The 13,154-nt window shown below is 52.1% G+C and carries 13 protein-coding genes; 2 read left to right on the forward strand and 11 right to left on the reverse strand.

Annotation, left to right across the window (positions count from 1 at the left end; translation table 11 throughout):
* Positions 1-3 precede the first annotated feature (3 nt).
* Both miaA and L9H78_RS06125 read right to left on the reverse strand, forming a co-directional pair.
* On the reverse strand, positions 4-984 hold the full coding sequence (gene miaA, locus L9H78_RS06120) for a tRNA (adenosine(37)-N6)-dimethylallyltransferase MiaA (RefSeq protein WP_249619563.1): 981 nt from the start codon (positions 982-984) through the stop codon (positions 4-6).
* Positions 985-1,013: 29 nt separating this feature from the next.
* Entirely contained in the window at positions 1,014-1,811 is a 798-nt protein-coding gene (locus tag L9H78_RS06125; protein WP_249619564.1) for a hypothetical protein, read from the reverse strand.
* Positions 1,812-2,004: 193 nt separating this feature from the next.
* Between L9H78_RS06125 and L9H78_RS06130 the strand changes: the two genes are divergently transcribed.
* Positions 2,005-3,369 carry a DUF349 domain-containing protein gene (locus L9H78_RS06130; protein ID WP_430622676.1) on the forward strand — a complete coding sequence of 455 codons (1,365 nt, stop codon included), beginning with the start codon at positions 2,005-2,007 and terminating at the stop codon, positions 3,367-3,369.
* An 18-nt stretch (positions 3,370-3,387) separates the two neighbouring features.
* Positions 3,388-4,635, forward strand: coding sequence for a GNAT family acetyltransferase (locus L9H78_RS06135; RefSeq protein ID WP_249617284.1), 1,248 nt, complete (start codon positions 3,388-3,390; stop codon positions 4,633-4,635).
* Here L9H78_RS06135 and L9H78_RS06140 read toward each other — a convergent pair.
* The 9 genes from L9H78_RS06140 to L9H78_RS06180 all read right to left on the reverse strand — a co-directional run bounded on the left by L9H78_RS06140 (position 4,632) and on the right by L9H78_RS06180 (position 13,023).
* Positions 4,632-5,294: an Rv2732c family membrane protein gene (locus L9H78_RS06140; RefSeq protein ID WP_249619565.1), complete on the reverse strand. Its 663-nt coding sequence runs from the start codon at positions 5,292-5,294 to the stop codon at positions 4,632-4,634. The two genes, L9H78_RS06135 and L9H78_RS06140, sit on opposite strands and share 4 nt — an antisense overlap.
* Before the next feature lie 23 nt (positions 5,295-5,317).
* Positions 5,318-6,856 carry a tRNA (N6-isopentenyl adenosine(37)-C2)-methylthiotransferase MiaB gene (gene miaB, locus L9H78_RS06145; protein WP_283775234.1) on the reverse strand — a complete coding sequence of 513 codons (1,539 nt, stop codon included), beginning with the start codon at positions 6,854-6,856 and terminating at the stop codon, positions 5,318-5,320.
* A 289-nt stretch (positions 6,857-7,145) separates the two neighbouring features.
* Positions 7,146-8,084: an ABC transporter permease gene (locus L9H78_RS06150; protein WP_249619566.1), complete on the reverse strand. Its 939-nt coding sequence runs from the start codon at positions 8,082-8,084 to the stop codon at positions 7,146-7,148.
* The gene (locus L9H78_RS06155) at positions 8,084-9,139 is read right to left on the reverse strand and encodes a quaternary amine ABC transporter ATP-binding protein (RefSeq protein WP_249617287.1); all 1,056 of its coding nucleotides are present in this window, start codon (positions 9,137-9,139) and stop codon (positions 8,084-8,086) included. Before L9H78_RS06155 ends, L9H78_RS06150 begins: the two co-directional genes overlap by 1 nt.
* A gap of 272 nt (positions 9,140-9,411) precedes the next feature.
* Positions 9,412-10,059: a regulatory protein RecX gene (locus L9H78_RS06160; protein ID WP_249619567.1), complete on the reverse strand. Its 648-nt coding sequence runs from the start codon at positions 10,057-10,059 to the stop codon at positions 9,412-9,414.
* Positions 10,043-11,194, reverse strand: a complete 1,152-nt coding sequence (gene recA / locus L9H78_RS06165; RefSeq protein ID WP_249617289.1) for a recombinase RecA — start codon at positions 11,192-11,194, stop codon at positions 10,043-10,045. Before recA ends, L9H78_RS06160 begins: the two co-directional genes overlap by 17 nt.
* A gap of 208 nt (positions 11,195-11,402) precedes the next feature.
* Positions 11,403-11,618, reverse strand: a complete 216-nt coding sequence (locus L9H78_RS06170) for a DUF3046 domain-containing protein (RefSeq protein ID WP_021352635.1) — start codon at positions 11,616-11,618, stop codon at positions 11,403-11,405.
* Positions 11,619-11,663: 45 nt separating this feature from the next.
* On the reverse strand, positions 11,664-12,539 hold the full coding sequence (locus L9H78_RS06175; RefSeq protein WP_249619568.1) for a PspA/IM30 family protein: 876 nt from the start codon (positions 12,537-12,539) through the stop codon (positions 11,664-11,666).
* Between the two features lie 109 nt (positions 12,540-12,648).
* Positions 12,649-13,023, reverse strand: coding sequence for a helix-turn-helix domain-containing protein (locus tag L9H78_RS06180; protein ID WP_249619569.1), 375 nt, complete (start codon positions 13,021-13,023; stop codon positions 12,649-12,651).
* Positions 13,024-13,154: the final 131 nt, after the last annotated feature.

A 13,154-nucleotide genomic window follows, 5' to 3' on the forward strand; every position in this document is an offset into this window, starting at 1 on the left:
AGTTTACCGGGGCGACAACGGACTGTGAGGATTTTCGATAGTCACGCTCGAATTACCAATATTGTCCAGGTAGTTAATGGCTTGCCGGTACGGGTCTGCTGCGGCATCGAGCCAGACGATGCGTTTATCACGACGAAACCATGAGCGTTGCCTTCGTGCGTATTGTCGGGTCGCAATCAGTGTTTTTTCTTCGGCTTCTTCTGCGGTGAGTGCGCCGTCCAGCATTGCTAAAACTTGCGCGTATCCAATGGCACGGCCAGCGGTGGAATCAGCCACCAATCCTTGTCCTTGCAGTGCTCGTACTTCTTCTACCAGTCCTTGCTGAAACATATTGCGCGTACGCGTGGCGATGCGCTCGTTGTAGCATTGTGAATCGACATATAAGCCAAAAACCGTGGCGTTCCAACGATAAGCGGAGGTTTTATCTGGTTGGCTGGCTTGGAACGGCTTCCCTGTTAGTTCGATGACCTCCAAGGCACGGACGATGCGGCGTGGGTCGTTTTCTTCGATCACCGCAGCAGCAGCTGGGTCTACCTCCCGCAATTTGCGGTGGAGTGCTGTAGTACCTATTTCTTCCTGTAACTCATAATATTTCTCACGCACGGCGGGTTCAGTGGGAGGGAATTCCCACTGGTCCAGCAAAGCTTGGGCATACATCATGGATCCGCCGACGATGATCGGTGTTTTCCCGCGGTCCAGGATATCGTTAACATCCGCGACTGCGGCACGCTGAAAGGCCGCAACGGAGGCGGTATCGGTGACAGCAAGCACGTCGAGTTGGTGGTGCGGAATTCCCTGACGCTCTACCGGGTGCAGTTTAGCGGTGCCGATATCCATACCACGATAAAGTTGCATGGAATCAACATTGACAACTTCCCCGTCGAAATACTGCGCCAAGGCGAGTCCGAGATCTGATTTTCCCACCCCAGTGGGCCCCACTACTGCTAATGGTCGTGGGGGATGAATTCTATTTGCGTTTGCCATATCCTCTGCAAACCCCTCTGCGAAAACTATTAAAATTCCTGTTGGAAATATCTATTTAAAACAGCTGCAGGCTCGATTAAACCGGTTGCTATATAGCGTGCCACTCCGTGGGTCGTGTCGAGATCGTGCAAATGCAAAGACGTGATTCCTCCTGCAGCTTTCAGCTGTGCAATTTCCAGCCAAAGCTCTGGTTCCCATACCCCTGCGCGAGATAACTGCTCGCTATTCGGATGTGTAGCGAAGCCAGGCCCGCTAGTGTTGCCGCCGAGCAATGTTTGCGACCATTGATGTGCGTGCGACGCGGTCGGTAGTTCGGCCAACGGTGCGCTTGGGCTCAGGCCCGCACTGCCGTCTATCCCCATGAGCACCAGTGTTCCTAACTCGTGTTGGTGAGCGGCGAATTCTTGCAGGCTGGCGTAGCTAGCAGTGATTAACGGCTCCAGTTCATTACACAGGTAGCGTAGGACCAATTCCGCCAAATAGTGTCCGTCGGCAAGCTGAATCTCCGGTGCGCCCCACGCACGGAAATTACCACGATGTTCGGTGCGCCAACGCGGATCTTGCGAGCCCACTAAGACAATCTCGGTAACAGGTGTGCCAGATTGGCGAGTGGTGTCGACAAGCACCCTCAATATTTCGCGAACGCGGTGGCGAATACGGCCGCTAGCGGTATCTGCTGGCGCTAATTGCGCAACAAGTGCGGGACTGGTCGGCACGATGCACAGAGGAAATGCCAGGGTCGAACGGCATATCGGTAAATCATCTGCGTGCTTTTCTGCAGGGGTGATTTCTGTCGACTCAGCTGAAGATATGGAATTCATGCTCACGATATCTAGCCTAACGGTTGTACCTTGGGAAAGAACGATATTGTATGAAACGACGAAGGAAGGCGTATGGCAGGTAAATTAGAAGTACTAACTTGCTATCCCCTAACAGACCAGAACAACCCAGACCGCACATAAACAACGCCTAGACAGCACCGGCTTGTTTAAGTTCACGAAACTTCGAGGACAATTAGCGATGACACAGCAGCACACCCCTAACCCAACCCCCGCATCTATTCCTAAACCGGGGCCTCGGCCACACGCTTCCGCACGCTCATCCTCCATGTCTGCCTCCACACCGACGCCGGTACCAGTATCTGCGCCGATTTCCTCTAATCCGGAGGACCATGGCTATATCTCCACGGATGGAACCGTCTACCTCACCAGTGTTCTTTCTGGAAGTGAGCGCGTAGTCGGCTATTGGCAAGCTGGCAGCAAAAACGAAGGGCTAGCACACTACGGGGCTAAATTCGACGAATTAGCCACCCAAGCTGAGGTGCTGGAAACTCGTCTACGCGCGCATCCGCATGATGCTGCAGCAATCGCCCGTTCAGCACAATCACAACGCGAAACCCTCCACGATGCTGCAGTCGTCGGTAATCTCCCCGCCCTGGACGAGCGGCTCGCCGAGATTAGTAAACGCTGCGACGCTGCCGCCGAGCAAGCCAAGCGTGATCAGCAGCGCCGTGCAACCGAGGCCAGAATTGCCAAAGACCGTTTGGCAACCGAAGCCGAAGAAATTGCAGACAACTCCACAGAGTGGAAAGCAGCAGGTAACCGGTTGCGCGCGATTCTGGAAGAATGGAAGTCCATTAAAGGCCTCGACAGAGCCACCGATGACGAATTGTGGAAACGTTTTTCTCGAGCTCGAGACGCATTCCACCGGCGACGAGGTGCACACTTCGCAGATCTAGATAAACATCGCGCGCAAGCACAAAAAAGCAAAGAAATATTGGTGGAAAAAGCCGAGGCTTTACAAAACTCCACAGATTGGTCACGTACGGCTGGGGCTTACCGGGATCTCATGCGCGAATGGAAAGCCGCTGGGCGCGCGCCACGGGGTGCTGATGATGCCTTATGGACCCGATTCCGCGCTGCCCAGGATCATTTCTTCAGTGCCCGAGATGCCGAACAAGCAGCCAAAGACGAAGAATTTGCCAAAAATGCAGAGCAGAAAGATGCGTTGCTTGCCCACTACGACGAGCTAATTGATCCGTCGAAAGGTATTTCCAGCGCCCGAGAAAAACTCCGAGACTTGCAAGAGAAATGGGACGCGATTGGCTTCGTCCCGCGCAATCAGGTTCGTACATACGAAGACAAAATCGCCGCTATAGAGGCTCGGGTAGCGGAAGCAGAGGATGCGGAATGGAAGCGCACAGACCCCGAAGCACAAGCCCGTATTGCCCAATTTCAAGCAAAAGTCGATGATTTCACTGCGCAAGCCGATGCAGCGCAGAAGGCCGGGAAACAGGCCAAAGCCGAAAACTTGCGCCACCAGGCCGAACAATGGCGCGAATGGACTCGAATGGCTGAACAGAGCCTAGAGAATCCTGAACAATAGAGGAATTGCTAGATTCTCATGCAGCTCGCGCAATTTTCCACCCCCATCCAGTCTCGGCAAGAACCTTCAGATTTCACGCCGCAAGCGCAGAATCTTCCTGAGAGCCAATTCGTCCCCAGCGATGAGATTCGGGATTTTGTGCTTGCTGCAAACGTTGCAGCTCAAGATGCCACACAGGACCCTGCAGCTTCAACAGCACCTGAACGAGTTGTCTCCCAATTAGCAGGTTCGGCGGAATCGGCGACCTATCTATTTGCGCTCTGCGAAAATGCACCCCTGGGTGAAGTCTCAGAGTTGTCCTACCCTCTTATTAGCTCTACCGAGCCCCCGCAACAATCCGGAATTCGCGGGCATGCTTGGCCCGGCGGCGAGCCTAATTTTGCAGGTTTTATTCACCTCACTTTGCCCTTGCTGGAAGATACCACCATCGCCGAAATCGAGTGTGTACTTGACCTGGACCTTCTTCCTTTACCAGGTGAGCGCGCTAGTAAAAAAGCGACAGCAGTAGCAAAATGTTTACTCGCTTATGCCGAAGATATCGCTATCCAGTTCGGCCGCACTCGCGCACAGATCACGCTGCATTATCCAGCAAACCACCCACCAAGCGCCGATCCGTTTTACTTCGCGATCACACACGCCGGTTATCAACAGCATTTAGGGCATGTCCAAGCATTTATTCCAGTCGCGAAACAGGAACAAAAACCTGTTACAGCCACCCGATACAGCAGAGGACCAAGCAGCACAGAACTAAGCAGCAGAGAACCAAACTACGAAATTGTCACGTGGCTAGATTTCGCAATTACGGAAAAGTATTCTTCGCAAATACGCGAATTATTGACCATAGCTTCGGTCGATGTCCCTAGCGGAGGCTTGGAACTAGAGCCGATCCACTGGACCCCAAGTCGGATGGCCCAAGCCGCTAAGCGCTTGCGGGCACGCGGTGGTACTACCATGCTGGTCGGAATCGTCGACAAGCACACAGGCAAGATCTGTGCACTCACAGAAATTGCCCGACACTATGGCTCTGATCCCTCGGTAGCGGAATGGACTCTAACGGTCACTGCACGCGAAAATCGGAATCAGGGCCTAGCAAAGTTGGTCAAACGTCACGCAATCGCTGCTGCGCGTGCACACTGGCCAAGTGTGCAACGCATTTATGGTTCAATCCCTGAGCAGCCCGACCAGATGCGCGCTATTTATCGCGCCCTGGGAGCCTCCGAATTCAGTTGCAGCTCCACCTGGGAAAAATCGCTCGACGCCAACTAATCGTTCTCGCTAGCACGCGAACCTGCCCGACGACGCCTGTCGTCAACAAACAATGGGTTGGAATCATAATCTGTATGCTGAACCGTCATACCGGAGACGCGTTTTAACCGAGTGACCTCGTCAACCGTTGTCGAATCAGCACGCATGCGCGCTGCAGCTCGTTGTTCCGGATTCTTTTTCAAAGCAACCGCACAATACGCGCCAAACGCAAGCACCGTGCCGAGAATGCCAACATACACGCCGATGGAATGCGGCACGTTCTCACCACCATGTGGGCCCGTATGACGCACCCACAACGAGAACAAAGAATACGGCAAGGCAACCGCTACGCACATCCAACCGACCAACCCAGCGGGCGCGAATTTGGTGAGCAGCACAGCGGTGCTCGCAAGCCCAATACCTATGGTTAACAACACTGCCCAGACTTGTTCAATCACAGTAGTTATGTCACTGCTACCGAACAACACTTCATAACCGCGAGTATTACCGGCATACGGCAGAATCAAAAACCCCACATACGCGAAAACTGCACCTCCCAGTGGGTAGACAGCTTTACCCAACGTCATAGTGCGCGCTGCTCGTTTTTCTACCGCCGCAGATTTTTCCGCGTCCGGTCGAGAATTCGATCTCGCTGGTTGTTGTGCTGGCCAAGTAGTCATATCTTCGATGCTATTAGACAGCGTTAATTGCTGCGAGTCGACACCGTCGGCAAGCCCAGGCTTACGCCAACAGGTGCGGTGCTCGGGGTCTTGCCTGCACTCGACATATCACCGGCCTTAGTCCGACGATGTTGGCTAACTCCACCATCAGAAATCAGGAAATACGGTTTTGCGGCAGTGATCGTGGTTGTAACGACATCTCCTGGACGGATCTCACCGTCTAAGTCTCCGCGTGGAGAAAAGTGCACCAAACGGCCGTCGCGGGCACGGCCAGATAACCGGTTGGTTTTATCATTTTTACGTCCTCCGCTTGCTTGGACAAGTAACTCAACCTCAGTCCCTACCAACGCACGATTGTCTTCCAACATGATCTCATCTTGCAAAGCAACCAACCGCTCGAAGCGATCTTGCACGACTTCTTTAGGAACCTGAGCTTCCATCTCTGCTGCCGGTGTACCAGGACGCGGCGAATACTGGAAAGTGAAGGCCGACGAGAATCGAGCACGCCGAACTATGTCCATTGTGGCCTGAAAATCTTCTTCAGTCTCACCGGGAAAACCAACAATGATATCAGTGGTGATCGCAGCACCAGGGATCTTCTCCCGCGCCTCATCGACTATCTTCATAAATTTCTTGCTGCGATAAGACCGGCGCATGTCTTTGAGGACCTTGTCAGATCCTGATTGCAAAGGCATATGCAACTGCGGGCAGATGACCGGGTATTCGGCCATTACGTCGATAACATCACTGGTGAATTCTGCAGGGTGTGGGCTAGTAAAGCGCAAACGGTCGAGCCCCTCGATCTGGGCGCACGCTGCGAGCAGCTTGGAAAACGCGCTACGATCGCGTTTGAGTTCAGGATCAACAAAGTTGACGCCATAAGCATTGACATTCTGTCCTAAAAGGGTAACTTCACTCACTCCCTGCTGTACCAGCGCCTCAACTTCGGCGAGGATATCTCCTGGCCGACGGTCGATTTCTTTACCGCGCAAGGACGGTACGATGCAAAAAGTACAGGTGTTATTGCATCCAACCGAAATGGAGACCCACCCAGAATACGCAGATTCGCGTTTTGCCGGTAAGACTGAAGGAAAATCTTCTAAAGCATCAACAATTTCGACCTGGGCTTGTTCATTATGCCGCGCACGCTCTAACAAGGTAGGCAGCGACCCCATGTTATGGGTGCCGAACACAGCATCCACCCAGGGTGCATTGTCTAAAACTGCATCTTTGTCTTTTTGCGCCAAGCAACCGCCAACAGCAATCTGCATTCCTGGGTGGTTTTGCTTGGTTTTCTTTAGGTTACCAAGGGTACCGTATAAGCGTTGATCAGCGTTTTCACGCACTGCGCAGGTGTTAAAAACAATAAGATCCGGCTCGACTGGGCCAGAGTCTTTAGATTCCGAATCAGTGCTCTTATCCGAACGATATTCTGCTGCCGAAACATATCCAGCATCTTCCAGTAATCCGGCTAGGCGTTCAGAATCATGCACATTCATTTGACAGCCAAAAGTACGAACCTCATACGTCCGAGGGCTCGTTTCCGATTGCTCTGTTTTTATGTCTGCTAAATTTTCAGCGGCATCTGCGCAATTCTCTTTGGCAGCCCCGTGACAGACTTTTTCGGTCTTCGCCGGCTCAGCCACGTCAACGGACGGTTGCCACATTTCGGTGTTATTTTCCCTATATTCATTGCGCATGCTCACGGGAGTTCATTGTAGTTACTGGCAGCGCGAGTTCATAACAGCACGCTACCAGCCATCTCTTGCGCCGACATGCCACCGTATAGGGATCTAGCTTGGTGCCTCAGTTTCATCGTGTCCGTTCCCTGCAGCAACCGAGATTGGTGAACTATGGTTTTGCGTTCCCGACCAGACCTTGTTCCACTCTTCCGTTCTGTCGCTGTCGCCGAGCTTTCCGCCACCGTGCTAATAATGACGATGGATAATCACCCGGATTACCTAAAGCCGCTGTTAGCCGATCTAAGAATACTGCCAAAATCACCACAGCAAGACCTGCTTCCAAACCTTGGCCGAGATTGAGCGTCGAGATCGCTGCAACGACTTCTTTACCAAGACCATCTGCACCCACCATGCCAGCAATAACCGCCATCGACAGCGAAAGCATGATTATTTGGTTTATCCCCGCCATAATCGACGGCATCGCCATGGGAAGTTCGATTCCGCGCAGAATTTGTCGATCAGTAGCACCATAGGCACGTCCCGCTTCCACGACCTCGGGGTCAACATGGCGAATCCCCAATTCAGTCATACGTACCCCCGGAGCCAGAGCAAAGATGATCGTCGAAAAGGTTCCCGGAACCACACCGATAGAAAAGAACATCACTGCAGGCAACAGATAGACAAAAGCCGGCATTGTCTGCATAAAATCCAAGATAGGGCGCACTGTTGCCGAAACCCGATCATTTTTTGCCGCCCAGATCCCGACAGGGAGCGCGATGACCACTGCGACCAGCGTAGCGATTATCACCATCGCCATAGTGTCGAGCATTTGTTCCCACTGCCGTAGCCCCATCACTAACAAGAAGCTGATACAAGCACTAAGCGCTAGCCGCCATGACCGCAGTGCCCAACCTGCGCAAGCAAAAATGGCCAACAACAGGATTGCTGGTATTGCTCTTAACCCATCCGCGAGAGCTTCGACCAGAAATTTTGTGATCTCAGAAAAAACATCAAAGATCACAGCGGCATTCTCCCGCAGCCACATGAGCGCATTATCGCCCCAGCTGCCGAGAGGGATGCGCGGGATAATTTCTTCGCTCAATGCCATTAGTGTCCGCTTTCTTCGAAAAGGTTAGTATCGTTCGCCGCAGCAGCAAGCAAACGTTCTCGAGTAATAATGCCTTCGATCTCACCGATGTCGTTTTTGACCACGAGCGGGGCATCATTGCGAGCAGAACGCGTAAATAAATGCGCGATTGGAGTCCGTGAGTTCACGATGAGCTCACTGCTAAGCGCTGCGCTAACAAATTGCTTCGATTCCGATTGTGTGCAAATATCTCCGGCCACTAGCACGCGAGCACGGTCAATATCCTGGATAAACTGAGCTACGTAACTATTTGCGGGTTTGCGCAAAATCTCACCGGCAGTACCAATCTGTTCAATACGACCATCTCGCATGACTGCGATTCGGTCTCCCACACGCATGGCTTCATTCAGGTCGTGAGTAATAAATACCACAGTTTTTCCTAGCTCTGCTTGGAGATTTAGCAGGTAATCTTGCATTTCTTTCCGGATCAACGGATCCAAAGCAGAAAACGCTTCATCCATCAGAAGGATCTCGGCGTCGTTAGCAAGGGCACGAGCGAGGCCGACGCGTTGTTTCATACCCCCGGAGAGCTCATCCGGGCGATAGTGCGACCAGCCGTCAAGCCCCACCAGTTGTAGGGCTTTGGTTGCTTTTTCTTCGCGCTCAGTTTTGCCTACACCTTTGATTTCTAAGCCATAAGCGGCATTTTCTCCTACACTTCGGTGCGGTAATAGCGCGAAGTTTTGAAATACCATGGAGATATTGTCTCTACGCACTGAACGCAGCTCAGCTTCTGACATCTCGGTGATGAGACGACCACCTAAGCTCAGCTCCCCGGCTGTCGCGGGGTGCAGTCCATTGACCATGCGCAGCAAGGTTGATTTTCCACTTCCGGATAACCCCATGACGACGAACACTTCTCCAGGAACCACCTCGAAGCTTGCGTCGATGACTGCCGCTGTCAAACCTTGGTCACGCAGCTCTGTACGAGTGGTCCCAGTTCTCAGTGCTTGAACCCCCCGAGCTGGATCTTTCCCAAAAATTTTATACAGTCCGTTGGCAATTATTCCGGACATGAATGCTCTCCTCTAATTTTGAAAAACCGTATATACACGGCCTAATGCCCGTGCTCGAGAGCATGTTCCGAGCCGCAAGTTTTTCTTCTTCGTCGGTTTCACCGTCAAAGTAACAGGTTGCTATGAACATCTCAGTTTCGCCGCTACCCGGGTCCAGTAGGTTCCCGGCGCCTTCTTCGTAATATAGCTAACCTGCTACATATATGCGGTTTAAAACATCGACTGAGAACTCTACATTCTCATCGTGATTTGTTGCCGGTCTGGGCCAAACCCTAGCGAACTTCGGTTCCTAACTCATCACATCGCTTGTCGAGAGCTTGTCGTGCAACGCCGAGTGCCATCCCCTGGCCAAATCCTCGCCGCGCAAGGACCCCGACAATTTTCCGCAGCTCTTTGTCATAAGCTGTACGATCTTCCACTCGTTTTACCTTCTTGGCTTTTTTCCTTGCCAAGGTTTCTGCGAGCGCGGCTTCGTCGTCATCATCGATTTGTTCCAGTGCCTGCGCCCTAATCCCCGGGGCGATGCCTTTGTCCGCCAATTCATGGTCGAGCACCAACCGTGTCTTCCCACGTCGCTGGTGTCGCTGATGGACCCACTCGTGTGCAAATTTCTCGTCATTCAATAATTCAGAATGTTCTAAATCAGCGATGACTTCGTCGATAACCTCTGCTTCGAATTCTGCATCGAGAAGTTTACCGCGCAGCTCCTGCGTGGAGCGTGCACGGTAATTGAGTAGGCCGAGGGCCTTTTTGCGCACCGGTGCTTTTGCTTCTTCTAGCTCGTGATCGATAAAAGCCGAACCATCCGAGTTTTTGGCGGTGTGTGCGGCAATGGCATCCCGCAACTGCGCAATTTTTCGTGCACTCGGCTGCGAATCGCCACGAGATTGATGCGCAGGCTGGTTACTCTTCGGAGTCATCGAAATCTGGCGCACCGTCATTAGCGTCTGCGTTATCGCTCAATGGTGTATCTGATCCTGGAACATCGAAGTTTTCGGCATCCTTATTATTCTTAGCTGCGTATTTACCAATTCCAAGCTTCTGGAAAATCTTTTGCTCTAGTTCATCGCTCAGATCAGGGTTCGATTTCAGGAACTGACGGACTTTTTCTTTTCCTTGGCCAAGCTGTTCCCCTTCGTAGGTGAACCAGGAACCAGATTTTTTCACGATATTGTTTTCCACGGCCAGATCAATGATCGAAGACTCACGTGAGATACCTTCGCCATACATGATGTCAAATTCAGCGACCTTAAACGGTGGCGAAACTTTGTTTTTGACAATCTTGATTTTTGTCCGGTTACCGATCGCATCTTGGCCATCTTTTAGAGTTTGGATTCGACGAATATCGCAGCGAACTGAAGAATAGAACTTCAAAGCTTTGCCGCCGGTGGTGGTTTCTGGTGAGCCAAACATCACGCCAATTTTCTCGCGCAGCTGGTTAATGAAGATCGCGGTGGTACCAGAGTTGTACAAAGCGCCAGTCATCTTCCGCAATGCCTGCGACATCAAGCGCGCTTGCAGTCCGACGTGCGAATCTCCCATCTCGCCTTCGATCTCGGCCTTTGGTGTCAAGGCGGCAACCGAGTCCACCACGATGATGTCGATTGCGCCGGAACGAATCAACATATCCGCAATTTCTAATGCTTGCTCTCCAGTATCTGGTTGCGAGACCAGCAAGTTATCGGTGTCGACGCCTAAGAGTCGAGCGTATTCCGGATCGAGCGCGTGCTCAGCATCGATGAATGCCGCAATACCGCCTGCCTTCTGAGCTTCTGCAATCGCATGCAAAGTTACAGTCGTTTTACCCGAAGATTCTGGACCATAGATTTCCACGACTCGACCACGCGGGAATCCTCCAATCCCCAATGCGACGTCGATCGCGGTATTACCGGATGAAATCGCCTGGATTGGAGGACGGTCATCGTCACCCAAACGCATAACCGCACCCTTGCCGTAGTCCTTCTCGATCATCGCCATCGCGGCATCTAAGGCCTTCTGGCGGTCTGACCCTGCGTTATCGGATTTCTTGCTATTAGTTTTTTTCTTTGGTGCCATTTCCTCTACTTTCACTAGGACTCATGGAGAGTACCTAATCACATCAATTAACCGCGTCGACATGTTCTGTCATGCAAACGCGATCGTCATTTTCTTGTAGTGCATATCAATTAGACTGCGTCCGCTTACTTTTGGTTCCACGGATCATCCTGCCCCCGGCTAACCGGTTTTGCACCTGGCGACGCGGGTTCATGCGGTAGCAGGACCCTTACCAGCCGGGATTATCTTTACCTAGGCGACGTTCTTCTGGAATACGAAAATCATGCATGATTCCATCCCAAATTTCTGCCGGATCACATCCCGCGTCGATGAGTTCGTCGGCAGTAGCTTCACGGCCGGTTAACACATGTGAGTGCGCTATCCATTTCGCCTGAGTTTCGCCAAACTCATCATTGAGCAGGCGACTGAATTCGGTTAACCGCATAACATCACCGCCTTAAAATCGACATCTTATTGGTGCTGATGTGACTTATTCGCCACGGAGTTCACGCATACGTTTCGCAATCTCATCTTGTGAAACCTGTGGCTGTGAAGTCGGCTGCGTCTGAGAGCTGGCTTGCTGTCCAGATTCCACTTGTTTCGGGGCAGTAGATTGCCCTTGCGTGACGGATTGTTGCGCAGAGTTCGAGCCAGTCATCTCCGCACGAATCTGCTCGAGTCGCGAATGCCCTGCCATCTGGATACCGGCCTGCTTGACCTCGTGCATGCGATTTTGAACTGAGTTCTCGGACAACTCAGCTTGACCGAGTGCACGAGAATAACGTTGCTCAATCTTGTCGCGCACACTATCGAGTGAAGGAGAAGAGTCGTTGGTGAGATTGTTCATGGAGTTCAACGACTCCGAAACCTTCTCCTGCATCTTGGCCTGTTCCAGCTGGCTCAACAACTTCGAACGTTGCTGGAACTTTTCTTGCAGTTGCATGTTATTCCGTTCAACTGCCTGCTTGGCTTGAGACGCCTGTTTTAGCGCCTGATCGTGTAGCTGCTTGGTCTCTTCCACGGATTGTTCTGCAGTCACCAGTTGTGCAGCAAAAGCTTCAGCAGCATTTTCGTATTCAACTGCCTTGCGCTCATCGCCCTCGCGGCGAGCCTTATCTGACAGTTCAAGAGCCTGTTTGGTATTGGACTGAAGTTTTTCGACCTCATTAAGGCGGCGGTTCAACTGCATTTCTAATTGCCGCTGGTTGCCAATAACAGCAGCTGCCTGCTGCGATAATTCGTGGTGCTGGCGTTTCGCGTCGCTAATCGCCTGCTCGATCTGAACTTTCGGATCCGCATGTTCGTCGATCTTGGAATCGAACAGAGCCATGAAATAGTTCCATGCTTTACTGAAAGGATTAGCCATGCTTAATCAAACGCCTTCCTATGTGCGTATCGAGGTCAATAAGTAGGTCTCGCAGTCCCTATAGAACCACAAATCAACGGAATCAATGGACCGACGAACTGTGCGAATTCTACAGCTCCGAGACTGGCTCCGCTGCAACCGGGGAAGCTTTCGCCAGTTCTTGGTCAACCGAAGTCATCGCCATATTTCCAGCAGCTTCGATGAGCACGTCAGCAACAGTGGCATTCAACGCGTGACAGACAGATGCTAATAGTTCCGACGAGACTTCCTTGCGTCCGCGCTCTAGCTCGGAAATATAGCCCGGCGAAACCCGAGCCGCTTTCGCAAGTTCACGCAACGTGACACCTTTATCGGCGCGAAAAGCACGCAGCGCGAGCCCTAGGGCTTGCCGCAATAACGGTTCTGGCTGCGCTAAACGTTCATGATACGCAGTGGGCTCTCCGGTGATAATCGGAGTATCGAGTACTACTGATTGAGTTGCCATCACTAATTCCAACGATTCGAGTTCATTATTTGTTCCCACTCGAAATGTGGGATCTTCGGCAAGTATACAACGACCTTTCACGCAAAGGACGGAGTTTGCCGGTTTAAGCGAAAGCACTTTCGAGAATTGTC

Origin of the sequence: Corynebacterium pseudodiphtheriticum, assembly GCF_023509295.1 — a bacterium.
Lineage (GTDB): Bacteria > Actinomycetota > Actinomycetes > Mycobacteriales > Mycobacteriaceae > Corynebacterium > Corynebacterium pseudodiphtheriticum.

Coding starts and splice junctions, on each gene's coding strand:
- L9H78_RS06140 (WP_249619565.1), bottom strand. CDS start 5,294: ATGACTACTTGGCCAGCACAACAACCAGCGAGATCGAATTCTCGACCG.
- L9H78_RS06170 (WP_021352635.1), bottom strand. CDS start 11,618: ATGCGGTTAACCGAATTCAGTCGCCTGCTCAATGATGAGTTTGGCGAA.
- L9H78_RS06135 (WP_249617284.1), top strand. CDS start 3,388: ATGCAGCTCGCGCAATTTTCCACCCCCATCCAGTCTCGGCAAGAACCT.
- L9H78_RS06150 (WP_249619566.1), bottom strand. CDS start 8,084: ATGGCATTGAGCGAAGAAATTATCCCGCGCATCCCTCTCGGCAGCTGG.
- L9H78_RS06130 (WP_430622676.1), top strand. CDS start 2,005: ATGACACAGCAGCACACCCCTAACCCAACCCCCGCATCTATTCCTAAA.
- L9H78_RS06155 (WP_249617287.1), bottom strand. CDS start 9,139: ATGTCCGGAATAATTGCCAACGGACTGTATAAAATTTTTGGGAAAGAT.
- miaA (WP_249619563.1), bottom strand. CDS start 984: ATGGCAAACGCAAATAGAATTCATCCCCCACGACCATTAGCAGTAGTG.
- recA (WP_249617289.1), bottom strand. CDS start 11,194: ATGGCACCAAAGAAAAAAACTAATAGCAAGAAATCCGATAACGCAGGG.
- L9H78_RS06180 (WP_249619569.1), bottom strand. CDS start 13,023: ATGGCAACTCAATCAGTAGTACTCGATACTCCGATTATCACCGGAGAG.
- L9H78_RS06175 (WP_249619568.1), bottom strand. CDS start 12,539: ATGGCTAATCCTTTCAGTAAAGCATGGAACTATTTCATGGCTCTGTTC.
- L9H78_RS06160 (WP_249619567.1), bottom strand. CDS start 10,059: ATGACTCCGAAGAGTAACCAGCCTGCGCATCAATCTCGTGGCGATTCG.